The sequence below is a fragment of the Mycobacterium mantenii genome (genome assembly GCF_001667865.1).
In the GTDB taxonomy this organism is placed as follows: domain Bacteria; phylum Actinomycetota; class Actinomycetes; order Mycobacteriales; family Mycobacteriaceae; genus Mycobacterium; species Mycobacterium mantenii_A.
This window is the reverse complement of record NZ_LZJP01000068.1, coordinates 1-23,714: the sequence shown is the minus strand read 5'-3', so window position 1 is coordinate 23,714 and position 23,714 is coordinate 1. Positions and strand designations below refer to the sequence as shown.

The 23,714-nt window shown below is 69.0% G+C and carries 22 protein-coding genes and 1 pseudogene; 14 read left to right on the top strand and 9 right to left on the bottom strand.

What is annotated here, in order from left to right; translation table 11 throughout:
- The first annotated feature begins 89 nt into the window (after nt 1-89).
- Nucleotides 90-1,154, top strand: a complete 1,065-nt coding sequence (gene dapE / locus A5688_RS11020) for a succinyl-diaminopimelate desuccinylase (protein ID WP_067835842.1) — start codon at nt 90-92, stop codon at nt 1,152-1,154.
- On the opposite strand, the gene A5688_RS11015 is transcribed toward dapE, so the two are convergent.
- Nucleotides 1,151-3,277, bottom strand: a complete 2,127-nt coding sequence (locus A5688_RS11015) for an AAA family ATPase (RefSeq protein ID WP_067914556.1) — start codon at nt 3,275-3,277, stop codon at nt 1,151-1,153. The two genes, dapE and A5688_RS11015, sit on opposite strands and share 4 nt — an antisense overlap.
- An 87-nt stretch (nt 3,278-3,364) precedes the next feature.
- Here A5688_RS11015 and A5688_RS11010 point away from each other — a divergent pair, with 87 nt between their 5' ends.
- From A5688_RS11010 to A5688_RS10980, 7 genes are all read left to right on the top strand, one after another.
- Nucleotides 3,365-3,928, top strand: coding sequence for a TIGR00730 family Rossman fold protein (locus A5688_RS11010; protein WP_067835791.1), 564 nt, complete (start codon nt 3,365-3,367; stop codon nt 3,926-3,928).
- A 75-nt stretch (nt 3,929-4,003) separates the two neighbouring features.
- Entirely contained in the window at nt 4,004-5,782 is a 1,779-nt protein-coding gene (gene fadD6, locus A5688_RS11005) for a long-chain-acyl-CoA synthetase FadD6 (RefSeq protein WP_067835792.1), read from the top strand.
- Nucleotides 5,783-5,980: 198 nt separating this feature from the next.
- On the top strand, nt 5,981-6,937 hold the full coding sequence (gene folP, locus A5688_RS11000; protein WP_120312521.1) for a dihydropteroate synthase: 957 nt from the start codon (nt 5,981-5,983) through the stop codon (nt 6,935-6,937).
- On the top strand, nt 6,934-7,932 hold the full coding sequence (locus A5688_RS10995; RefSeq protein WP_067914554.1) for a glucosyl-3-phosphoglycerate synthase: 999 nt from the start codon (nt 6,934-6,936) through the stop codon (nt 7,930-7,932). Before folP ends, A5688_RS10995 begins: the two co-directional genes overlap by 4 nt.
- A gap of 38 nt (nt 7,933-7,970) precedes the next feature.
- On the top strand, nt 7,971-8,330 hold the full coding sequence (locus A5688_RS10990) for a DivIVA domain-containing protein (RefSeq protein WP_067835796.1): 360 nt from the start codon (nt 7,971-7,973) through the stop codon (nt 8,328-8,330).
- The gene (locus A5688_RS10985; RefSeq protein ID WP_067835798.1) at nt 8,327-8,908 is read left to right on the top strand and encodes a DNA-3-methyladenine glycosylase I; all 582 of its coding nucleotides are present in this window, start codon (nt 8,327-8,329) and stop codon (nt 8,906-8,908) included. The genes A5688_RS10990 and A5688_RS10985 overlap by 4 nt, the downstream gene beginning before the upstream one ends.
- A 166-nt stretch (nt 8,909-9,074) precedes the next feature.
- Entirely contained in the window at nt 9,075-9,248 is a 174-nt protein-coding gene (locus tag A5688_RS10980; RefSeq protein WP_066995255.1) for a DUF3117 domain-containing protein, read from the top strand.
- Nucleotides 9,249-9,276: 28 nt separating this feature from the next.
- On the opposite strand, the gene glgA is transcribed toward A5688_RS10980, so the two are convergent.
- A complete protein-coding gene (gene glgA / locus A5688_RS10975) occupies nt 9,277-10,449 on the bottom strand; it encodes a glycogen synthase (RefSeq protein ID WP_067914553.1) in 1,173 nt (390 codons plus the stop codon).
- Between the two features lie 167 nt (nt 10,450-10,616).
- On the opposite strand from glgA, the gene glgC reads away from it, so the two are divergent.
- Nucleotides 10,617-11,831, top strand: a complete 1,215-nt coding sequence (gene glgC / locus A5688_RS10970) for a glucose-1-phosphate adenylyltransferase (protein WP_067835802.1) — start codon at nt 10,617-10,619, stop codon at nt 11,829-11,831.
- Here the strand turns inward: glgC and A5688_RS10965 are convergent.
- The 6 genes from A5688_RS10965 to A5688_RS10940 all read right to left on the bottom strand — a co-directional run bounded on the left by A5688_RS10965 (nt 11,828) and on the right by A5688_RS10940 (nt 18,261).
- Nucleotides 11,828-13,534 carry a CocE/NonD family hydrolase gene (locus tag A5688_RS10965; protein ID WP_242660401.1) on the bottom strand — a complete coding sequence of 569 codons (1,707 nt, stop codon included), beginning with the start codon at nt 13,532-13,534 and terminating at the stop codon, nt 11,828-11,830. The two genes, glgC and A5688_RS10965, sit on opposite strands and share 4 nt — an antisense overlap.
- Before the next feature lie 29 nt (nt 13,535-13,563).
- The gene (locus A5688_RS10960; RefSeq protein ID WP_067914551.1) at nt 13,564-14,241 is read right to left on the bottom strand and encodes a methyltransferase family protein; all 678 of its coding nucleotides are present in this window, start codon (nt 14,239-14,241) and stop codon (nt 13,564-13,566) included.
- 7 nt (nt 14,242-14,248) lie between these two features.
- Nucleotides 14,249-15,892, bottom strand: a complete 1,644-nt coding sequence (locus A5688_RS10955; protein WP_120312127.1) for an ABC transporter permease — start codon at nt 15,890-15,892, stop codon at nt 14,249-14,251.
- Nucleotides 15,889-16,842 carry an ABC transporter ATP-binding protein gene (locus A5688_RS10950; RefSeq protein WP_067835809.1) on the bottom strand — a complete coding sequence of 318 codons (954 nt, stop codon included), beginning with the start codon at nt 16,840-16,842 and terminating at the stop codon, nt 15,889-15,891. The genes A5688_RS10955 and A5688_RS10950 overlap by 4 nt, the downstream gene beginning before the upstream one ends.
- Entirely contained in the window at nt 16,832-17,470 is a 639-nt protein-coding gene (locus A5688_RS10945; protein ID WP_067835810.1) for a TetR/AcrR family transcriptional regulator, read from the bottom strand. The genes A5688_RS10950 and A5688_RS10945 overlap by 11 nt, the downstream gene beginning before the upstream one ends.
- Before the next feature lie 122 nt (nt 17,471-17,592).
- On the bottom strand, nt 17,593-18,261 hold the full coding sequence (locus A5688_RS10940) for an O-methyltransferase (protein ID WP_067835811.1): 669 nt from the start codon (nt 18,259-18,261) through the stop codon (nt 17,593-17,595).
- A gap of 202 nt (nt 18,262-18,463) precedes the next feature.
- On the opposite strand from A5688_RS10940, the gene sigE reads away from it, so the two are divergent.
- The 4 genes from sigE to tatB all read left to right on the top strand — a co-directional run bounded on the left by sigE (nt 18,464) and on the right by tatB (nt 21,842).
- On the top strand, nt 18,464-19,219 hold the full coding sequence (gene sigE, locus A5688_RS10935) for an RNA polymerase sigma factor SigE (RefSeq protein WP_067835813.1): 756 nt from the start codon (nt 18,464-18,466) through the stop codon (nt 19,217-19,219).
- A 130-nt stretch (nt 19,220-19,349) separates the two neighbouring features.
- A complete protein-coding gene (rseA, locus tag A5688_RS10930) occupies nt 19,350-19,745 on the top strand; it encodes an anti-sigma E factor RseA (protein ID WP_067914549.1) in 396 nt (131 codons plus the stop codon).
- A gap of 190 nt (nt 19,746-19,935) precedes the next feature.
- Nucleotides 19,936-21,438: a serine protease HtrA gene (gene htrA, locus A5688_RS10925; RefSeq protein WP_067835817.1), complete on the top strand. Its 1,503-nt coding sequence runs from the start codon at nt 19,936-19,938 to the stop codon at nt 21,436-21,438.
- Nucleotides 21,438-21,842 (top strand): Sec-independent protein translocase protein TatB, encoded by a 405-nt coding sequence (gene tatB / locus A5688_RS10920; RefSeq protein WP_067914547.1) that lies wholly within the window; start codon nt 21,438-21,440, stop codon nt 21,840-21,842. The genes htrA and tatB overlap by 1 nt, the downstream gene beginning before the upstream one ends.
- Here the strand turns inward: tatB and A5688_RS10915 are convergent.
- Nucleotides 21,839-22,996: an Mrp/NBP35 family ATP-binding protein gene (locus A5688_RS10915; protein ID WP_120312522.1), complete on the bottom strand. Its 1,158-nt coding sequence runs from the start codon at nt 22,994-22,996 to the stop codon at nt 21,839-21,841. The genes tatB and A5688_RS10915 overlap by 4 nt on opposite strands.
- A gap of 49 nt (nt 22,997-23,045) precedes the next feature.
- Between A5688_RS10915 and A5688_RS10910 the strand changes: the two are divergent.
- Nucleotides 23,046-23,714 (top strand): annotated as a pseudogene (locus A5688_RS10910) (lytic transglycosylase domain-containing protein); the annotation flags it as partial.

Here is a 23,714-nt window from a genome sequence, read left to right as displayed (position 1 = left end):
CCGCCGCGCTGGCGATCGCCACGGACCCGATGGTGGCGATCCGCTGCGCCCGGCTCCGCCGCGCTGGCGATCGCCACTACCCTGAGACCGTGCTGGACTTACGCGGCGATCCGATCGCGCTGACCGCGGCGCTGGTGGACATCCCCAGCGAATCGAGGGGCGAAGCGCGGCTGGCCGACGAGGTCGAGGCCGCGCTGCGGGCGCAGACCTCCGGGTTCGAGATCGTCCGGAACGGAAACGCGGTGCTGGCGCGCACCCACCACCGGCGGCCGTCGCGGGTGCTGCTGGCCGGACACCTGGACACCGTGCCGGTGGCCGGAAACCTGCCCAGCCGCCGCGAAAACGGCGACCTGTACGGCTGCGGCACGGCGGACATGAAATCCGGGGACGCGGTCTTTCTGCATCTCGCCGCCACCGTGGCCGAGCCGGTGCACGATCTGACGCTGGTGATGTACGACTGCGAGGAAATCGAGGCCGCCGCAAACGGATTGGGCCGCATCGAACGCGAGTTGACGGACTGGCTGTCCGCGGATGTGGCCATCTTGGGCGAGCCCACCGGCGGCTACATCGAAGCGGGCTGTCAGGGCACGCTGCGGGTGGTGGTCAGCGCCACCGGGACCCGTGCCCATTCGGCGCGATCCTGGTTGGGAGACAACGCCATTCACAAACTCGGCGCCGTGCTGGAGCGGCTGGCCGCCTACCAGGCACGCAGCGTCGACATCGACGGCTGCGTCTACCGCGAGGGCCTGTCGGCCGTGCGCATCGACGGCGGTGTGGCGGGCAACGTCATTCCGGACGCCGCCGCGGTGACGATCAACTTCCGTTTCGCGCCCGACCGGTCGCTGCCCGATGCCCTGCAACACGTGCACGACGTGCTCGCCGGGCTCGACGTGCACATCGAACAGACCGACGCGGCGGCGGGTGCGTTGCCCGGACTGTCCCAACCCGCCGCCAAGGCTCTAGTCGAGGCCGCCGGCGGCAACGTTCGGGCCAAATACGGCTGGACCGACGTGGCGCGGTTCGCCGCGCTGGGCATACCGGCCGTCAACTTCGGGCCCGGTGATCCCAATCTGGCGCACAAGCGCGACGAGCGGGTCGCGGTCGCCGACATCACCGCCGCGGTAGACGTGCTGCGCGGTTACCTGAGCGGCTAAACGTTACCGGCCCCGCACCGTTGCGCCTGCGCGGCGGCATCGGCGGCGGCCGCATGCATGCCGATCGACGTCAGCTCGTCGGACACCGTCCGCAGCGCCGCATCATCGCCGGCGGCCAGCGCGCGAGCATGCTGCAGCGCGATTCTGCCTGCGACGCAGTCGATCTCGTTACAGAGCCGGGCCAGCGGATCGGCGGCCCGGCCGTCGCCCAGCCGCACGGCCTCGTGCCAGACCCGCAGCGCCACGCCTCGCTGCCCGCCGCGTTCGGCCATCCGGGCGGCGTCGCGCGCGGCGGCCACCGCGCCGTGCGTGTCCCGTACCAAGGCCAGCCGCCAGGCCCGCGCCACGCCTAGCTCGGGCGCGAACAACGCCGACTTGGTGCCGTGCCGGGATTCGGCCCTGCTCAACGCTTTTGCCGCGGCGGCGGTATCGCCCCGCTGGGCCAGCGCTGTGGCCAGCAGCGTCAGCGACAGCGGCCCCCACGAGTAACCGGTGCGCTCCAAGGTGGCGGCGGCGGGCGCCAATAGCGCTGCCGCGGAAGAGAATTCACCGGCGGCAAGCAGCACATGCGCCAGTAGCACCTCGCCGATCGCCCGGCCCGGCTGTTGCAGCTCGGCGAAGTCGGTGAACTGCTGGGCGAGCCGGCGGGCATGCTCGGGCCGGCCGGCCATCAACAGCGCGGTGGTTTGACCCAGCCCGATCGTGAAGCGCAGCAGCCCGGGATGTTCGGCGCCCAAGGCGCGCTGCGCCAACGGTTCGACGTCGTCGAACCGGCCCTCGCGCGCCGCACACAACGCGGCCGCACTGGCCGCCCAGGCCACCGCCTGGTCATCCGCGGCCGGCGATGCCAGGACTTCGCCGGCGACCTTCACGGCGTGTCCGACATTGCCCGCGTTCATCGCGAAGGTTGCGCTGAGCGCGTCGAGGGTGGTCCGCGGGCCGGTATCGGTGACCCGATTGCGCACGGTCCGCAGAAACGCGGTGGCGCGCTCGGGTTCGCTCAGCATCCAGAACTGGTTGGCCGCCCGCAGCAGAGCCCAGTCCATCAGGGCGGCGTCGGTCAGCGCCGTCGAGTCGACGTCGGCCAGCACGGCATCGGCCTCGCGGCCCCGGCCCTGCCACGCCAGGGCATGCGCCAGCGCCAGCCGCGCCGTCAACCCGCCGGACCGCTGCAGCGCGGATCGGGCCAGCCGTTCGCCCAGCGCCAGGTCGCCCAGCCGCAGCGCCTGCTGGGCAGCGGCGACAACGTCGGCTCCCCGCGGGGGAGCGTCGCTGTCCAACGCCAAACTCACCAGCCGCAGCCGGTCGCTGAGATGTTCCGGCGAACGCTGCGACAGCAACTTGACCAGGTCGGTGCGTCGCCGCCGGGCGTCGTCGGGGTCGAGTCCCACCCGAGTCCGCTCGGCGAACAGCGGGTGGGCGGTATAGACGACCGGGTCGTCGGAGGTCCCGCCCCGCACCCGGGTTTCCGCCGCACCCCAGGCGACCGCGTCGGCCACCGCGCCCTCGCCGGTGAGCGCGGTCAGGTCGGCGACCGAAAGGGGCTCCGCGACCGCGAGATACTCCAGCACCGACCGCGCCGCCGGGGGCAGCTCGGCGAGAAACTCCTCGATCTCCGCCGGCGCGGTCGCCCCGCCGGGCGGCTCGACGTCGATCCGGGTGAGCAGGCCATCGCCCCACAGCGCCGCGATCGCCTCGGGCGGCGAGCCCGCGCGGGCTGTGACGATCAGCCGTCCGGCGCCGTCCCGCGCCAGTTGGTACACGAGCGTGGCCGACAGCACGTCCAGGTGCTGGGCGTCGTCGACGACGAGCAGCAGCTCGTCACCGCCCAGCGATGCCCGGGCGGCCCGCAACAGCGCGGCCGGCTTGCCGATCTCGGCGATCTCCACCAGATGGCTGAAGGCCCCGAACGGGACCACGCGCTCGGTCGGGGTCCCGGTGACCCACCGGACGCGCGTGTCCGGGTGCCGATCGGCGAAGCGCTCGGCGGCCACCCGGGCCAGGGTGGATTTGCCGACGCCGTCGGGTCCCAACACCACGGCTCCGCGCGCGCCGTCGGCCAGCGCCGCATCCAGTCGCTCTGAGGCCGTCGCATGTTGGGGGACGTTCCATCGAATCGGCACTGCCGAATTTTATGGTGCGCGATCCGGGCGGCAGGGCGAAAGCCCCAGATATGACGGGCCATATGCGGTTGGTCTACCTTTGCGGATATGCCCGGCGAACGCGATTCATCAGGCGAGTGGTCGGTGTGTGTGTACTGCGCATCCGGCCCGCAGCATCCCGAATTGCTCGGCGTCGCTGCGGAACTCGGCGAGGCGATCGCCGAACGCGGTTGGACGCTGGTGTGGGGCGGTGGCCGGGTGTCGGCGATGGGTGCGTTGGCCAGCGCGGCGCGCGCCCGCGGCGGCCGCACGGTCGGCGTCATCCCCAAGGTTTTGATGCGCCGCGAGATTGCCGACGCGGACGCCGACGAGCTGGTCGTCAGCGACACCATGCACGAACGCAAGAAGCTCATGGAAGACCGCGCCGACGCGTTCATCGTGTTGCCGGGCGGCATCGGCACCCTCGACGAGTTGCTTGACGCGTGGACGACGGCCTTCCTCGGCCTGCACGGCAAGCCCATCGTGCTGCTGGATCCCTTCGGTCACTACGAAGGTCTGTGGATCTGGCTGTGCGGATTGCTGGACAGCGGTTACGTCTCCCAGCTGGCGATGGACCGATTGGTGCTGGTCGACAAGGTGAGTGCCGCGATAAAGGCGTGCGCACCCGCCTGAGGCCGCCGCCGGGTTTGCCACCCCTACTAGGCTGTCCGCCGAGCTTGACTTTGGGAAACGAATCGAGGGAATGACGTGTCCGATCGTGACGGGGGAGCGCGCACGGCGGTCAAACTGACCGACATCGCCTTACGGGTGCCGGCCGTGCTGGCCGACCTGCCGGTGATCGCGCGCGGCGCGATGACCGGGCTGCTGGCCCAGCCGGGCTCCAAGAAATCGATCGGCACGGTGTTCCAGGAGCGCGCCGCCCGCTTCGGCGACCGGATCTTCCTGCGGATGGGCGATCAGCAACTGACCTACCGCGACGCCAACGCGGCCGCCAATAGATACGCCGCCGTGCTGGCCGCGCGCGGCGTCGGGCAAGGCGACGTCGTCGCGATCATGCTGCGAAACTCACCCAACACCGTCCTGGCCATGCTGGCCGCGGTCAAGTGCGGGGCGGTCGCCGGCATGCTCAACTACCACCAGCGCGGCGAGGTGCTCAAGCACAGCCTTGGCCTGCTGGACGCCAAGGTGCTCATCGCCGAGGCCGATCTGGTGAGCGCGGTGGCCGAGTGTGGCGGCTCGGGCAGCACCGAGACGATAACCGTCGAGGACCTGGAGCGGTTCGCGGTGAGCGCTCCTGCCACCAACCCCGCCTCGGCCTCGGCCGTGCACGCCAGGGACACCGCGTTCTACATCTTCACTTCGGGCACAACGGGTTTCCCCAAGGCCAGCATCATGACGCACCTGCGGTGGCTCAAGGCGCTCGCGGCGTTCGGCGGCATCGGGTTGCGGCTCAAGAGTTCCGACACGCTCTACTGCTGCCTTCCGCTGTATCACAACAACGCGCTGACGGTGGCGCTGTCGTCGGTGATCAATTCGGGGGCGACGCTGGCGTTGGGCAAGTCGTTCTCGGCGTCGAAGTTCTGGGACGAGGTGATCGCCAACGAGGCCACGGCGTTCATCTACATCGGCGAGGTGTGCAGGTACCTGCTCAACCAGCCGGCCAAGCCGACCGACCGCGCGCACAAGGTGCGGCTGATCGCCGGAAACGGGCTGCGCCCGGAGATCTGGGACGAGTTCACCAAGCGATTCGGCATCGCCCGGGTCTGCGAGTTCTACGCCTCCAGCGAGGGCAACGCGGCGTTCATCAACATCTTCAACGTGCCCCGCTCCACCGGCATCTTTCCGATGCCGCTGGCCTACGTCGAGTACGACCACGAAACCGGCGCCCCGGTGCGTGATGACAACGGGCGGGTCCGTCGGGTACCGGCCGGAGAGCCGGGTTTGTTGCTCAGCCCGGTCAACCGACTGCAGCCGTTTGACGGCTACACCGACCAGGAGTCAAGCGAAAAGAAGTTGGTGCGCAACGCTTTTCGTGAGGGCGACTGCTGGTTCAACACGGGCGACGTGATGAGCCCGCAGGGTCTGGGCCACGCCGCGTTCGTCGACCGGCTCGGTGACACCTTCCGCTGGAAGGGCGAGAACGTGGCCACCACGGAGGTCGAGGCGGCGCTGGCGTCCGACGAATCCGTGGAGAACTGCACGGTATTCGGGGTCGAGGTGCCACGCACCGGCGGCCGCGCCGGGATGGCCGCGGTCAAACTGCGTGATGGCGCCGAGTTCGACGGACGGTCGTTGGCCCGTGCCGTGTACGACCAGCTTCCCGTCTACGCGTTGCCGCTGTTCGTGCGCGTGGTGGAGTCGATCGAGCAGACCACGACCTTCAAGAGCCGCAAGGTGGAACTGCGCGACCAAGCCTACGGCCCCGATGTCGAGGACCCGCTGTACGTGCTGGCCGGGCGCGACGAGGGCTACGTGCCGTACTACGACGAGTACCCGGCCGAGGTGGCCGACGGCAAACGCCCCTGAGCGCGGGTGCCCGCATGACGCCAACGGTGCGGCTGGCCGCACACTCGGCGTCCACGGTGCGGCTGGCCGCACGCTCGAGCGGCGGGTGACGGCCGACAGCGAAGCCCGGGCGGCGTGTTCCGGTCGCCACGCGGTGGCCTGGCCTGCGTCTGCGGTCCCCGGGCCGCGCGGGCGGCGGCGACCGGGCACCATATACGTGTGCAATCGACACCGCCGGCATCGGCCGGCCGATCGACACCGCCGGCGTCAGCCGGCCGATCGACACCGCCGGCCTCGACCGGCCGGTCGATGCTGTGCGGCCGCCCGGTGGCGGGCGATCGCGCGCTGATCATGGCGATCGTCAACCGCACCCCGGACTCGTTCTACGACAGGGGCGCGACGTTCAGCGACGAGGCCGCCCGGGCGGCGGTGCATCGGGCGGTCGCCGACGGTGCCGACGTCATCGACATCGGCGGCGTCAAGGCCGGGCCCGGTCAGGAGGTCGACGCCGACACCGAGATCGCCCGGCTGGTGCCGTTTATCGAATGGCTGCGCGACGCCTACCCGGACCAGCTGATCAGCGCCGACACCTGGCGCTCCGAGGTCGCCAAGGTGGCCTGCGCGGCCGGCGCGGATTTGATCAACGACACCTGGGGCGGCATCGACCCGGCGTTGCCGGAGGTGGCCGCCGAGTTCGGGGCGGGCCTGGTGTGTTCGCACACCGGCAACGCGCAGCCGCGGACCCGCCCGTTCCGGGTGAACTACGGGACCACCACCCGCGGCGTGGTCGACGATGTCATCGCCCAGGTCACCGCGGCCGCCGAGCGGGCGGTCGCGTGCGGAGTGGCCCGCGACCGGGTGCTGATCGACCCGACCCACGACTTCGGCAAGAACACGTTCCACGGGCTGCTGTTGTTGCGCCACGTGGGCGATCTTGTTAATACCGGATGGCCCGTGCTCATGGCTTTGAGTAACAAGGACTTCGTCGGGGAGACTCTGGGTGTGGAACTGACCGAGCGGCTCGAGGGAACGTTGGCGGCCACCGCGCTGGCGGCCGCCGCCGGCGCGCGCATGTTCCGCGTGCACGAGGTCGCGGCCACCCGCCGGGTGCTGGAAATGGTGGCCTCCATCCAGGGAACACGCCCGCCTACGCGCACGGTGAGGGGCCTGGCATGACGACATCGGACCTGGTCGCCGGCGATCTCGCCAGCGACGGCATGCTCGCCGCCCGGCCGGGCGATGTTTGGCTGTCCAACCGCAGCTCGAGTCGTCCGGGGTGGACCCTGCAGCAACTCGAAGAGGCCAAGGGCGGCCGAACCATTTCGGTGGTGCTGCCGGCTCTCGACGAGGAAGAGACCGTCGCGTCGGTGGTCGACAGCATTTCGCCGCTGGTCGACGGATTGGTCGACGAGCTGATCGTGCTGGACTCCGGCTCCACCGACGACACCGAGATCCGGGCGATTGCGGCCGGGGCCCGGGTCGTAAGCCGGGAGCAGGCGCTGCCCGAGGTGCCGACCCGGCCCGGCAAGGGCGAGGCGCTGTGGCGCTCGCTGGCGGCCACCAGCGGCGACATCGTGGTGTTCGTCGACTCCGACCTGCTCAACCCGCACCCGATGTTCGTGCCGTGGCTGGTCGGCCCGCTGCTGCTGGCCGACGGTGTCCACCTGGTCAAAAGCTTCTACCGGCGGCCGCTGAAGGTCAGCGAGGTGGGCGACGGGTGTGAGGTGGGCAGTGGTGTGGCACCCACCGGCGGCGGGCGCGTCACCGAGCTGGCGGCCAGGCCGTTGTTGGCGGCGCTGCGGCCCGAGCTGGGCTGCGTGTTGCAGCCGCTGGGCGGCGAGTACGCGGCCAGCCGCGAACTGCTGACGTCGGTGCCGTTCGCGCCCGGCTACGGCGTGGAGATCGGCCTGCTGATCGACACCTTCGACCGGTTGGGCCTGGATGCGATCGCGCAGGTCAACCTGGGGATGCGGGCGCACCGCAACCGGCCGCTGGGCGAACTGGGCGCGATGAGCCGTCAGGTCATCGCGACGCTGCTGTCGCGCTGCGGGATTCCCGACTCCGGCGTCGGGCTCACGCAGTTCGTCGCCGACGAGGACGGCTACACACCCCACACCTCGCCGGTGTCGCTGCAGGACCGCCCGCCGATGAATACGGTGCGGCCCCGCTGACCGTCGCCGTGTCGGCGGCATAGGGCAGTATCGATCACGTGGCGTTGGTGTTGCTGTACCTGGTGGTTCTGGTGCTGGTGGCGATCGTCCTGTTCGGCGCAGCCAGCCTGTTGTTCGGTCGCGGCGAGCAGCTGCCGCCCCTGCCTCGCGGCACGACGGCGACGGTGCTGCCGGCGTTCGGGGTGACCGGTTCCGACGTCGACGCCGTCAAGTTCACCCAGGTGCTTCGTGGTTACAAAACCAGTGAAGTGGACTGGGTGCTGGACCGGCTCGCTCGTGAGCTCGAGGCGCTGCGCGGCCAGCTGGCCGCGGTGCACGCCTCGCCGGCCGCCGGGCAGGAGATCGAGGGCGAATCCGGGGAACCCGACGAGGGCGAGGATCGTCAGGACTCAGTGTGAGTGAAGACGAGTTGGTTCGCTGCAGTTGGGCGACCGTGCGGCCCGGACCCGATTTCGAGCTCTACCGTGACTACCACGACCGGGAATGGGGCCAACCGGTGCGCGACGGGGTCGCGTTGTTCGAGCGGATGAGCCTGGAGGCCTTTCAAAGTGGCCTGTCGTGGCTGATCATCCTGCGGAAACGGGAGAATTTCCGGCGCGCGTTCGCCGGCTTCGACATCACCGAGGTCGCCGAGTACACCGAGGCCGACGTGCGGCGGCTGATGGCGGATCAGGGAATCGTCCGCAACCGCGCCAAGATTGAGGCGACGATCGCCAACGCGCGCGCCGCCGCTGAACTGGGAACGCCCGCGGACCTGGCGGCCCTGCTGTGGTCGTATGCGCCGTCGCCGCGGGCCCGGCCGGCCGACGCATCCCAAATCCCCTCGGCCACTGACGAATCGAAGGCCATGGCGCGTGACCTCAAGCGGCGTGGGTTCCGCTTCGTGGGGCCGACCACCGCCTATGCGCTGATGCAGGCAACCGGCATGGTCGATGACCATATCCGCGGTTGCTGGGTGCCCGCGGCGGCCCGCTGAGCACACACATGTGGGTCTTTGTACAAGTGGTGACCTGGATAGGGAACAATGGAGGGGTGATAACGCAGTTCGATGCCGGGCATGGCTTGAAGTTCGCTGGCGGGGCATGCTCGGCGCCGACCAGGTCCGTACGGGCGGGCCAGCTCGAATCTGGAGGGAGCACTCGATGGCGGCGATGAAGCCCCGGACCGGAGACGGTCCTCTGGAAGCGACGAAGGAGGGGCGCGGCATCGTGATGCGGGTACCACTTGAAGGAGGCGGTCGACTGGTCGTCGAGCTGACTCCAGACGAGGCCGCTGCCCTTGGTGACGAACTCAAGGGCGTCACAAGCTCCACCTAGGGCTTGCCGCCGAACGAAGACGGCGGGACTACGCACACACCTTCCGATAGATCTCCAGAGTCTGCTCGGCGACGTGGGCCCAGGAGAACTCCTCGACGCAGCGCTGGCGTCCTGCCTCGCCGTAGCGCTGCGCTTTATCGCGGTCGGCGATCAGCTCGTTGACCGCCTCGGCCAGCCCGGCCTGATATCCCCCCGCATCGTCGGGGTCGTAATGCACCAGCGTTCCGGTGACCCCGTCGGCGACCACCTCCGGGATGCCGCCGACATCGGAGGCCACCACCGCGGCCGAGCAGGCCATCGCCTCCAGATTCACGATGCCCAGCGGCTCGTACACCGACGGGCATACGAAAACGGATGCCGCCGACAAGATTTCGCGTAATTCCCCGATGGGCAGCATCTCGCGGATCCAGAACACACCCGTGCGGCTGCGGGCCAGGGCGCCCACGGCGTCGCGGATCTCTTCGGCAATCTCCGGGGTGTCGGGCGCACCGGCGCACAACACCACCTGCGCCTCGGGGCTGAACCGGTGCGCGGCGGCCACCAGGTGCGCCAGCCCCTTCTGCCGCGTGATCCGACCCACGAACACCACGATGGGCCGGGCCGAGTCGACGCCGAGTTCGGTCAGCATCGATCCGGCTTGCACCGGCCCCGACGGGTACCAGACGTCGGTGTCGACGCCGTTGCGGATGACATGCACGACGCTGGGATCCAGTGTGGGGTAGACGCGCAGGATGTCCTCGCGCATCGCGGAGCTGACCGCGATGACGGCGTCCGCGGCCAGCACCGCGGTCTGCTCCACCCAGCTCGAGATCCGGTAGCCCCCACCGAGTTGCTCGGCCTTCCACGGGCGCAGCGGTTCGAGCGAATGGGCGGTCAGGACGTGCGGGACGCCGTAGAGCAGCGCGGCCAGGTGCCCGGCCATGCCGGAGTACCAGGTGTGTGAATGCACCACGCTGGCCGCCGATGCCGCGTTGGCCATCAACAGGTCGGCGGACAGCGTCGACATCGCCGCGTTGGCGCCCTGCAGCCGCGGGTCGGGTTGGTGCACCTGCACTCCCTGGGCGCCCGGGCGCGGTGCGCCCATGCAATGCACGTCGACCGCACACAGCCGGCGCAGCTGGGCGACGAGTTCGGTGACGTGTACTCCCGCTCCGCCGTAGACCTCCGGTGGGTATTCCCGCGTCATCATCGCCACCCGCATACCCGCACGGTAGTTTGCGGACGAGGGCCGCCGCGAGTCGGGTTGGCCACAATCGGCGGCGATCTCTGCGGGGTGCGCAGCCAAATACCTTGACGGACAGCCGCACAGAACACCCTAATAGCGCGGTCCCTCTGGCAGCGTTTCGCGACGGCCGATAGGTTTGAACCATGAGGGAAGCGCCACACGTGCTGGGCATCGTCCTGGCCGGCGGTGAGGGCAAGCGGCTGTATCCGCTGACCGCGGACCGCGCCAAGCCCGCTGTTCCCTTCGGCGGCGCCTATCGGCTGATCGACTTCGTGCTGTCCAACCTCGTCAATGCCCGGTATCTGAGGATCTGCGTTCTCACCCAGTACAAGTCGCATTCACTCGACCGTCACATTTCGCAGAACTGGCGGTTGTCCGGCCTGGCCGGTGAGTACATCACGCCGGTGCCCGCGCAGCAGCGCCTCGGCCCGCGCTGGTACACCGGTTCGGCCGACGCGATCTACCAGTCGCTCAATCTGATCTATGACGAAGACCCCGACTACATAGTGGTTTTCGGTGCCGATCACGTGTACCGGATGGACCCCGAGCAGATGGTCCGGTTCCACATCGACAGTGGCGCCGGTGCGACGGTGGCCGGCATCCGGGTGCCGCGCAGCGAAGCCACCGCGTTCGGCTGCATCGACTCCGACGAGTCGGGCCGCATCCGCAAGTTCGTGGAGAAGCCACTGGATCCGCCGGGGACCCCGGATGATCCCGAGGCGACGTTCGTGTCGATGGGCAACTACATCTTCACCACCAAGGTGCTCATCGACGCGATCCGCGCGGACGCCGACGACGACCACTCCGATCACGACATGGGCGGTGACATCATCCCGCGACTGGTCGATGACGGGATGGCCGCGGTGTACGACTTCAACGACAACGAGGTGCCCGGCGCCACCGATCGTGACCGGGCCTACTGGCGTGACGTGGGGACGCTGGACGCGTTCTACGACGCGCACATGGACCTGGTGTCGGTGCATCCGGTGTTCAACCTGTACAACAAGCGCTGGCCGATCCGCGGCGAGTCGGAGAACCTGGCGCCGGCAAAGTTCGTCAACGGCGGTTCCGCGCAGGAGTCCGTGGTGGGTGCGGGCAGCATCATCTCGGCGGCCTCGGTGCGCAACTCGGTACTGTCGTCCAACGTGGTGGTCGACGACGGGGCGATCGTCGAGGGCAGCGTGATCATGCCCGGCGCCCGTGTCGGCCGCGGTGCGGTGGTGCGCCACGCGATCCTGGACAAGAACGTCGTCGTCGGACCGGGCGAGATGGTCGGTGTCGATCTGGAAAAGGACCGGGAGCGCTTCGCGATCAGCGGCGGCGGTGTGGTCGCGGTGGGCAAGGGCGTCTGGATCTAGCGCGGGATCTCCGGGATCAGCAGGTGCGCCCCGCGCTGCGGGCCCCAGTGCAGAATGACGCGACCGCGTGGCGAACCCTGGTACCTGGCCGGAAACTGTCCGGTGAGAGGGTTTCTCGGAGACAACCAGCGCCCGGCGACCACCAGCCGCAACTGCTCGCCGGCGCGGAACAACGTCGCAGACGGACCCAGTTCCACCTCGACCAGGGCCAACTCGCCGGCCGAGAGCGGCCGTGGATCGGTGCCCGTGATGACGGGCTCGGCCGGCCGGGACTGCTCGGGATCCAGGGCGCGCAGCGCGACGCGCTGCCACCCGGTGGTCACCCGATCACGCCCGTACCCGTAGGACCCCTCGAAGCCGACGAACCGGCCCTTGAACCGGCCCCAGCGCCACTTTTCCACGCCGACGAACAGGTTCGCGTCGTCGCAGCCACTCAGCTCGACCCACAACCGAGCCACCATCGGGCCGGTCAGTTCGACGTCTTCGGGAGCGGTCCAGGTGAAAGATGCTGCGCTGGAATGCGTTTCGAATTCGATGTGGCCGGAAGTCTCGGGCTGCTCGGGCGTCAGCGTGCCAGCTTCGCCCAGATACAGTGGGCGCCAACGGGTGTGGGCCAGCGGCCATTCGGCTTCTTCGCGCACCGCGGCGACGGTGTCGCGGTCCTCGCGTACTTCCAGGCGCACACTGCGGGATGCCGGGGCGCCGTCCAGCACGTCCCGGAAGAACCTCAGCTGCTCGGTCAGCGCCGCTTCGGAGTAGAAGGTCGTCCACTTGCCGCCGCGGTGGGTGTACAGCCGGGCGTGATCGGAGCCGCTGTGGACGAACGCCCTGATCGATCCGCGGCTGTGCAGATTGTTGTCGGAGAAGCTCCCGCAGACCAGCATCGGCACCTTGATCGCCGACAGGTCGGGCGCCACGGAACGCCAGAACTCGTCGCGCAGCGGGTGCTCGTCCTGCATCCGTGCGAGGTCGTAGCTTTGCCGGGTGTCGCGACTCAGGTTGCGCGACCACAATCGGCTGAACCCGGTCTCGTGAACGCCACCCGGGAACATCAGGTCGCGGTAGGCGTCGGTGAAGCCTTCCCAGGGGCAGATCGCCCGCAGTGCGGGGGGCTGCAGGGCGGCCACGGCGTACTGGCTGATCGCCAGGTAGGACACCCCGAGCATGACCACGTTGCCGTCGCTCCACGGCTGCCCGGCGATCCACTGCACCAGGTCGTAGGTGTCCTCGGCTTCCTCGCGGGACAACAGGTTTCCGGTGCCATCCGAATGGCCGCAGCCGCGGGAGTCGGCATTGACCACCACGAAGCCGTGCGCGGTCCACCACGCCGGATCCGGTGCCTCCCAACCGGTCAGGGTGGAAAAGGCCACCGGTTGCGGCTGGCGAATCATGCGGTACTGCTTCGAGAACGTCGTCTTGTTGCCGCGCCGCGTCGGCAGGTCGTCCTTGCCGTACGGGTGAATGCTCAGAATGACCGGCCGGGGTGTTCGCGTCCCGTCGTCGCCTGCGCGAAAGACGTTGATCCGCAACAGCGTTCCGTCGCGGGTGGCGACGGCCACGTCGCGCTCGACGTGCAGGCCGGCGGGTGGGTCGGTGACCGAGACGGGCGGATTGGCGATGCCGCGGATCCTGGTCAACGCGTACCGCAGCGCGCCGGGGCGCCGCCACGGGCGGTCCAGGGCCGGTGGCCGAGTGTGCACCACGCCCATACCCTAAGCGGCCGGTCGGCCGGCTACCAGATGTAGGGCACCAGCCGGGAGCGCACGCGCTCGGCGTATTCGCGGTAGCCGGGTAATTCCCGGGTGAGCAGCTTTTCCTCGTCGAGGATGCGCAGAGTGAGCAGCAGGGTGCCGGGGACGATGAAGAGCAGTCCCCAGTAAGAGCCGAGCGCCAGCGGGATACCGATCATCATGATCACATTTCCCACATACATCGGATGGCGCACGAACTGATAGAGACCACCGGATACGACCGTCTGGCCCTCTTCCACCCTGACCGTGGCGGCGGCATAGCTGTTCTGGATGATCACCAGCATGGCGATTCCGAGTCCCGTCCCCACCAGCACGTCGCCGAGCACCGATAGCCACGCCGGCACCGACGACCACCCGAACCGGTGATCGAACGCGCTGAACACCATCGTCGCGAACAGGCCCACGAACGAGCCGGTGATGATGAGCTGCTGAGCCTTCCGGGGTTCGGCCCGCGGGCCCGCGCGCATGCGGCGCTGCAGGGCCGCGGGATTGTTGCGGGCCAGGTAGATGGTGGGGACCAGGGTCGCCACCGTGAACACGGCGATGAAGAGCCACGCCTGCCAGTAGTGCAGCGTGCCGGCCGGCAGCAGGAGGATCAGGATCCAGGAGAGGATGCCCCAGACGGATGTCGCTGTCACTTGGATTGCGGTCTTTTTCATCACGCTCCTAGCAGCGAAGATCGCGGCGCCGAAAAGCCATCATGCCCAGAATCATCAACCCTACGTCGATGGCCAGTAGCCATAACAGTGGTATGACGGTGAAATCGGCGCCGATCCGCGGAACGTGTGCGAAGGGTTCCAGGTCGAGCAACCACTGCGAAAACCCGGCCAACGACCCGATCAAATACAGGGCGACGAAGCCGATCAGCACGCCCCAGGCCACCGGCGCCAGCCGCGGTGCGACGCCGAACACGCAGACCGTCACGGCCGACAGCAGCCAGACGGCGGGCAGTTGGACGGCCGCGCTTGCGACGACCATCGGCAGCTTGGCACCGAGATCGCCGGCCGCGACGCCGTAGACCACACCGGCGGTCACCCCGCTGGCCAGCATCGCCGCCGCGGATCCGGCGAGCGCGGTCACCAAATGGCTTGCCAGCCAACGGGTTCGGGACACGGCACCGGCCAGCACCGTTTCGGCTCGCTGGCCGGTTTCCTCCTGGTGCAATCGCAGCGTGAGCGAGACGGCGAACGCGGCGGCCACCATGCCCATCATGGCGAACGCGACGGCGATGAACGCTTCCTCGAGGGCGCTGGTGCCGCCCATCCGTGCCACGATGTCGCGCGCCACGCCGCTGCCGCCCAGTTCGTCGCCGATACCGTGCACCACGCTGCCGATCAGCAGGCCATACAGGCACAATCCCACGGTCCACAGCAGCAGCGCGGCGCGGTCCAGCCGCCACGTCAGCCCGAGGGCGCTGCCCAGCGCCGGTGCGGCGCTTGCGGGGCCGGGCCGCTCCGCGACGAGCCCGGCGCCGACGTCGCGGCCGGCGAGCAACCGATACGCCAGCACGGTCAACACGACCGTCGTCGCCAGGTGCAGCAGCAGCACCCACCAGCGATCGCCCGCATAGGGTTTGACCTGCAGCGACCAGCCGAGCGGGGAGAGCCATGACAGCGTGCCGTCACCGGCGTCGCCGACGGCACGCAGGGTGAACGCGGCGCCCAGGACGGCGAACGCGGCGCCGCGGGCGAAGCGGGCGCTCGGCGACAACTGCGCGGTCACCGCGGCGACGGCGGTGAACACCAGGCCAGAGCAGGCCAGCGCAGCCCCGAACGCCAGCGACCCGGCGGCCGGGACGTCGGTGCTCAACAGGCCGGCGGCGCCGATCGCGCCGGTGGCAATCGAGGCTCCGAACGACAGCAGCAGCGCCGCGCTCAGGCTGGCGTAGCGGCCGATCGCGGTCGAGTCCACCAACTCGGTCCGCCCGTTCTCCTCGTCGGCGCGGGTGTGCCGGATCACCGTGAGGATGACGGCCACGGCGATCAGCACGTGGAACATCCCGGCTTTCCAAATGCCCACGGCGCCGAGGCTGTCGTTGTACACCTGGCCGTACAGGGCGCGCTGGGCCGGGCTGGCCATGATGGAAGCCGCGAACCCGCCGCGAGCGGCCGCGGTGGGGTAGACCTTCTCGATGCTCCCCACGTACACCGTGGCCAGCGGCACCGACAGCAGCAGCACCCACAGCGGCATCGAGACCCGGTCGCGGCGCAGGTAGAGCCGCAGCATCGCGAGTGTTCCGGCGAAGTTCGAACCGCGAAGCGGCGCCGGCGATTCCGATGCGAACGGTCGGTCCAGTGTGGTCGTGCTCATGACAGCGAGACCTTTTCCGCATCGCGTCCGTGCCAGCCGTCGCCGCCCGAGGTGTCATAGTGGCGCAGGAAAAGCTCTTCGAGGGTCGGCGGTTGGCTGACGAGACTGCGCACTCCGGCATCGCCGAGCACGCGGATGAGCTCGCCCAGGCTTTCGCTGTCGACCTGGGCGCGCAGGGTGTTGCCCTCGACGCTGACGTCCTCGACGCCTTTGATACGCGTGAGATCACCCGGGTCGCCGGTAATTTCGGCCTTGATCGAGGTGCGGCTCAGATGGCGCATGGAGTCCAGCGAACCGCTTTCGATGGTCCTGCCGGCCCGGATGATCGTCACCCGTTCGCACAACGCCTCCGTTTCGGCCAGGATGTGGCTGGACAGCAACACCGTCGTGCCCCGGTCGCGGGCCTCCGCCACGCATTGCTGAAACACGTTCTCCATCAACGGGTCCAGGCCGCTGCTCGGCTCATCCAGGAGCAGCAGGCTGGCGTGCGACGAGAATGCCGAAATCAGCGAGACCTTCTGGCGGTTGCCCTTCGAATACGTGCGCGCCCGCTTATGCGGGTCCAGGTCGAAGCGTTCGATCAGATCGGCGCGACGCTTCTTGTCGATGCCGCCCCGCATGCGGGCCAGCAGGTCGATGGTCTCCCCACCGGTCAGTGACGGCCACAGCGTCACATCGCCTGGAACATAGGCGATTTGGCGATGCAGGGCGACCGCCTGGGTCCACGGGTCGCCGCCGAGCAGCCGCACACTACCGCCGTCCGCCTTCACCAGCCCCAGCAGGATGCGAATGGTCGTCGACTTACCGGCGCCGTTGGGCCCCAGGAACCCGTGGACTTCTCCTTGCTGCACCGTGAGGTTCAGGCCGTCCAGTGCCCGCACCGTTCCGAAATTCTTTGCCAAACCACGGATCTCGATGGGGGCAGAACCGGCGGAGTTGTCAGTCGGCATGAGATTCTCCTTGATCTTCGGCGGCCAGGAACGCGTCGTACATGGTCCGGTCGGTCAGTAGTCCCTCGGTGTAGACCTCGAGTGCGGGCAGCACCATGTCGCGCGAATAATCGCGCAGCACCGCACGTAGATCCGTTGGTGTTTCATGCATCTGGATGTAGAGAAGGAAGCCGCCGCCGCCGGTGATCGCCAAATAACGCGCCCTGGCCTTGGGGTCGCGGCTGGGCTTGATGGTCCCGGCACGCACGCCCTCTTCCATATATTCCTCGGCGTTGTCAATCATCCTGCGCCACAGCAGGTTCGCCAGGTCCCCGCCGGTCTGCATGCTGCGCACCAGGTACGCCATCAGCGGTGCGTACTCCTCGATCTCGGCCATCTGGGCGAACCAGGTGGCTGGGTCGTTGGACTGCAGCGCCTCGGATTTGCTGTTGCGGATCGTCTCGGCGATGTACTCCTCGCAGGCCTTGCGCAGGCCCTCCTTGGAGCCGAAGTGGTGGATCACCAGCGCGGCACTCACCCCGGCCGATTCGGCGATGGTGCGAAGTCCGACGCCGAATCCGTGCTCGCCGAACTGCTCGATGGCCGCATCCCGGATCCGGGCGGCGGCCGTCAGGTCGGCTGAACGCATGTTCAGTACACTAAACGCTCGTTCAGCCTGCAGTCAAGGAAGGCGCGCATCAAGAATTCATAAAGGTGTGATCGGCGCCGCGAGACCGCCGCCACGGTCAGCGAGCCGTGAAACGCCGCGAATCAGTCGCGGACGGCGGCCAGGATCCCGTCGCCGAGCGGCACCAGCGCCGGGGTGAGCCGCTCGTCCTCGGCGATCAGGCGTGCCGCCTCCCGCACCGCGACCACCTCGGCGTCGCGGGCGGCCGGATCGCCGGCCCGGCCGCCCAGCGCGGCTCGGTGCACCACGATTACGCCGCCGGAGCGCAACAGCCGAACGCCCTCGACGACGTAATCGGGCTGATCGATCGGGTCGGCGTCGATGAACACCAGGTCGTAGGACTCGTCGGCAAGCCGGGTGAGCACCTCTTGGGCGCGGCCGCCGATCAGCCGGGTGCGCGACGGGCCGATGCCCGCTTCGGTGAACGCCTGCTTGGCCAGCCGCAGATACTCGGGCTCGATGTCGATCGTCGTCAAGACGCCGTCGTCGCTCATGCCGGACAACAGCCACAGCCCGCTGACGCCCGCGCCGGTGCCCACCTCGGCGATGGCCTTGCCGCCACTGAGCTTGGTGAGCAGGCTCAGCAACGCCCCGACCGCCGGCGTCACCGCACCGGCACCGATGTCCATGGCCCGCTCGCGGGCGGCCGCCAACAGCGCGTCTTCGGATATCGAGCTTTCGGCGTGCGCGAAGAGTGACTCGCCCCGGCTGGGCGCTGCCTGGCCGGGGGCTTCTGCGTCGGTGCCGTCCATGCCCGCAGCGTATTCCACTTCGCCGCGCAGTCCGGCAGGCGCGCCTGAATCCGGCCGTGGTGACACGCGCAACGGGCCCCACGCGTTTAAGGTCACAGCGCGGTGGATATCTCCTGCACAGCGCAGGTAACGATACGGTTTCTCAGGTTCAGCTCAGACAGTTCCTATACCGCACATACTCCGGTACGCGACGGTAGGCGCTATGGATCGCGGAGGGCATTGGACCGGGAATACCGATTGGGACCTACCTGTTGCCGTCAATGACGAAGTGCCGCTGCTAGGCACGCCGGATTCGGAGGACTCGATCATCACCACGCTTCTCAGCCCGTCCAGCATGTCTCACGCGCAGGAGCTCCCCACCGACGAGTGGGTGGAGCCGTCCGACGCGCTGCAGGGGACCGCGGTATTCGACGCGACCGGAGACAAGGCGGCCATGCCGTCCTGGGACGAGCTGGTGCGCCAGCACGCCGACCGGGTCTACCGGCTGGCCTACCGGCTCTCCGGCAATCAGCACGACGCCGAGGACCTCACCCAGGAAACCTTCATCCGGGTCTTCCGGTCGGTGCAGAACTACCAGCCGGGAACGTTCGAAGGGTGGCTGCACCGCATCACCACCAACCTGTTCCTGGACATGGTGCGCCGGCGCTCGCGCATCCGGATGGAGGCGCTGCCCGAGGATTACGAGCGGGTCCCCGCCGACGAACCCAACCCCGAGCAGATCTACCACGACTCGCGGCTGGGGCCGGACCTGCAGGCCGCGCTGGATTCGCTGCCGCCGGAGTTCCGTGCCGCCGTCGTCCTGTGCGACATCGAAGGCTTGTCCTACGAGGAGATCGGCGCCACGTTGGGCGTCAAGCTGGGCACCGTGCGCAGCCGCATCCACCGGGGGCGGCAGGCGCTGCGGGACTACCTCGCCGCGCACCCCGATCACGACGCATCGCGCGCCCAGTCGGCCTGACGACGGAGGGCCCGCCTAACGTTCGGGCAGCTATTCAGCGGCTTTTGCGGCCTTCGCCCCGCTATTGGGCGCCCGCTCGCGCTACATTCGAGATAAGGCGGCAATAAGAATCCAGTGGCGAGGAGTTGTGATGCCCGATCGAGGACATGTGTTCCGTCGCGCGTTCTCCTGGCTCCCCGCTCAGTTCGCCTCCCAGAGTGACGCGCCGATCGGTGCCCCGCGCCAGTTCGGATCTACCGAGCACCTGTCCGTCGAGGCGATCGCGGCGTTCGTCGACGGCGAGCTGCGCATGAACGCTCACCTGCGGGCCGCACACCACCTGTCGTTGTGCGCCCAGTGTGCGGCCGAGGTCGACGACCAGAGCCGGGCGCGCGCGGCGCTCCGCGACTCGCACCCAATCCGCATCCCGAGCGCGCTGCTCGGCATGCTCGCTGACATTCCGTTCGAATCGCTCGACGACCCTTCCGGGCAGTCATCCGACCGTTTCGCCGACCGCGACGCCCGTGAGCGGCGTAGGCGCCGGTAGCGTGCCGCTTTCTTACCGATAGTCCCGCGATTGATCCGCCCCGCGCCGTGCAGTCACCCCGCATGCGCGTTCATGCCGACCAACGGCGCGCCGTGGATACTAGGGTGGACACGGACAACGCCCCTGCCGCGTATTTCGCCCGGTAAAGGCCCGTCTCGAGCGTTCAAGTAGAGGATCCAAAAGGGACAACGTGACCTCCGACCAAGCAAAAGACAGCGGCAACCGCTTAGCGCCGCGCCCCATCTCGCGTCCGCCGGTCGACCCCGCATCGCGCCGGGAGTTCGGTCGTCCCGACGGGCTGCGGGGGTCGTTCGTGGCCGAACGGGTCCGTCCGCAGAAGTATCGGGACCAGGCCGAGTTCCGGCCGAGCGGCCGTCCGGCCGACCCGGTCCTTCAGGAGGCGTTCCACCGGCCGGACGGTAGCCCCGACTCGCTGCAGCGCCACCCGGTGGACGCCAACGCGCTGGCCGCCGAGAAAGACGGTGTGGGGCCCGACGAGCTCGACGATCCCTGGCGAGACCCGGGTGCCGCGGCGGCCCTGGGCACGCCGGCGGTGGCCCCGACGCGGTCCGGGACCGCGCTGGGCTACGGCGGCAAGCTGGGCGTGCGCGACGTGTTGTTCGGCGGCAAGGTGTCCTACCTCGCGTTGCTGATCCTGCTGCTGATCGCGTTGGTCATCGGCCTGCTCGGCGGTGTCATCGGTCGCAAGACGGCCGAAGTCGCCGAGGCGTTCACCACCTCGAAGGTGACGCTGTCGACCGGCGGCAACGGCGAAGCCCCGGCCGGCCGCTTCGCCAAGGTGGCGGCCGCGACGGCGGGCGCGGTGGTGACCATCGAGTCCAAGAGCGACCAGGAGGGCATGCAGGGCTCCGGCGTCGTCATCGACGGCCGCGGCTACATCGTCACCAACAACCACGTCATCTCCGAGGCGGCGAACAACCCCAGCCAGTTCAAGACGACGGTGGTGTTCAACGACGGCAAAGAGGTGCCCGCGAACCTGGTGGGCCGCGACCCCAAGACCGACCTGGCCGTGCTGAAGGTCGACAACGTCGACAACCTGTCGGTGGCGCGCCTCGGCGATTCCGACAAGGTGCGGGTGGGTGACGAGGTGCTGGCCGCGGGTGCACCGCTGGGACTGCGCAGCACCGTGACCCACGGCATCATCAGCGCCTTGCACCGACCGGTGCCGCTGTCGGGGGAGGGCTCGGACACCGACACGGTGATCGACGCACTGCAGACCGACGCCTCGATCAACCACGGAAACTCCGGTGGTCCGCTGATCGACATGGATTCCCAGGTGATCGGCATCGATACCGCGGGTAAGTCGTTGTCCGACAGCGCAAGTGGGCTCGGCTTCGCGATCCCGATCAACGAGGCCAAAGAGGTCGCCCAGACGCTGATCAAGGACGGCAAGATCGTGCACCCGACGCTGGGCGTCAGCACCCGGTCGGTGAGCAACGCGATCGCCTCCGGCGCGCAGGTGGCCAACGTGAAGGCGGGCAGCCCCGCGCAGAAGGGCGGAATCCTGGAGAACGACGTCGTCGTCAAGGTCGGTAACCGCAAGGTCGCCGACGCCGACGAGTTCGTCGTCGCCGTGCGCCAGCTGACCATCGGCCAGGATTCGCCGATCGAGGTCGTCCGCGACGGGCGGCACGTCACGCTGACCGTCAAACCCGATCCCGACGGCAGCTGATGTTCGGCAGCCTGAGCTGGGAGCACATGCTCGTCCTCGTGGTGGTCGGGCTGGTGGTCCTGGGGCCGGAGCGGCTGCCGGGTGCCATCCGGTGGACGTCGAACGCCCTGCGTCAGGCGCGTGACTACCTCAGCGGGATGACCAGCCAGCTGCGCGAGGACCTCGGACCCGAGTTCGACGATCTGCGCGTGCCACTGAGCGAACTGCAGAAGCTACGGGGCATGACACCACGCGCGGCGCTGACCAAGCATCTGCTGGACGGCGACGACTCCTTCTTGACCGGCAGCTTCGACCGGCCCGTCAATGGCGCGCCGCCCAAGCCGGAGACAACGCCGCCGGCGCAGCAGCCGCCGCAGCCGGTGCAGCAGCACGGCCCGGCGCCGTACGACGCCGACGCGACCTAACGCCGCGTCGGATCGAGCCCGAGCGATACACCGGCGAGTCCCCGCTTGCGCGACGACAAGCTGTCGGCGACCCCGCGCAGCGCCTTGCCCACCGGCGAATCGGGCGCGCTGAGCACCAGCGGTGTGCCGGAATCACCCGCGGCCACCAGCTCGGGATCCAGCGGGATCTGGCCCAGCAGTGGCACATCGGCGCCGACCGCCCGGGAGAGCCGCTCGGCCACCTGCCGGCCACCGCCCTCACCGAACACCTGCAGCGTGGTGCCGTCGGGCAGGGTGAGCCCCGACATGTTCTCCACGACGCCGACGACCCGCTGGCGGGTCTGCAGCGCGATGCTGCCGGCCCGCTCGGCGACCTCCGCTGCGGCCAGCTGGGGCGTCGTCACCACCAGGATCTCCGCGTTCGGAATCAGCTGTGCCACCGAGATGGCGATGTCGCCGGTGCCCGGCGGCAGGTCGAGCAGTAGCACGTCCAGATCGCCCCAATAGACGTCGGCCAGGAACTGCTGCAGCGCCCGGTGCAGCATCGGTCCGCGCCACACCACCGGGGTGTTGCCCTGGGTGAACTGCGCGATGGAGATGACCCGCACCTCGTGCGCGATGGGCGGCAGGATCATCGACTCGACCTGGGTGGGCCGCTCGGTGGTGCCCATCATCCGGGGGATGGAATGGCCGTGGATATCGGCGTCCAGCACCCCGACCGACAGGCCGCGGGCCGCCATCGCCGCCGCCAGGTTGACCGTGACGGTGGACTTGCCGACGCCGCCCTTCCCGGACGCGACGGCGTAGACCCGCGTCAGCGAATTCGGTTGCGCGAAGGGGATAACGGGCTCGCGGGCATCACCGCGCAACTGCTTGCGCAGCTCGGTGCGCTGCTCGTCGTTCATCACGTCCAAGGTGACTTTGACCGCGCCGGTACCCGGCACGTCGGAGACCGCCTGGCTGACGCGGTCACTGATCTCGGTTTTCTTCGGGCAGCTGGCGGTCGTGAGGTAGATCGCGACGTGCACCGCGCCGTCCGGCTCGGTGTCGACGCTCTTGACCATCCCCAGTTCGGTGATCGGACGCCGCAGTTCGGGGTCGATCACCTTGCCCAGGGCGGTGCGGATAGCCGCGTTCAGGTCGGCTGCTGAATCAGAAGAGTCATGGCGGGACATCACCGCCGAGTGTAGGCGTGTGGGCGGGGAGCCTGGTCAGTTGGCCGTGCCGGGCCCGGGCTGCGGCGTCAGCTGGAACCTGCTGGCCGGCATCGGGCGCATCGAATCGGGCCACGCGGGCGGCGGCGCGGTCGACGCACGCGGCACCGCGATCAACCCGATTTACGGCCCGTCCCTGGACGGTACGCTGCCGGGCAACGAGACGATCATCCAGAGCAGCGCCGGCAACCGCGTCACCTACGCCCGCGCAATGGGACCGATGCAGTTCCTGCCGGGGACCTGGGCGCGCTACGCCTCCGACGGCAAGGGCGACGGCGTGGCGGATCCCCAGAACATCTTCGACGCCACGCTGGCGGCCGCCCGGTACCTGTGCAGCGGCGGACTCAACCTGCGCGAGCAGTCGCAGGTTTTGACCGCCATCCTGCGCTACAACAACTCGATGCCCTACGCGCAGAACGTGCTGGGCTGGGCGGCGGCCTACGCCACCGGCGTCGTGCCGGTCGACCTGCCGCCGATGACCGGACCGCCGCCGCCGCTGGGCGACGCACACCTCGAGCACCCCGAAGGGCTCGGACCCAACCTGCCGATGAACATCAACGGCCTGCCGCTGGACGATCCGCTGGCGCGCGTCCCGCTGATCGACTTGAGCAGCCCCGCGTCCGTCAGTCCTCCGCCGCAGTTCCCGTGGATGACGCCCACCCCTGCGCAGGCGCCGGCG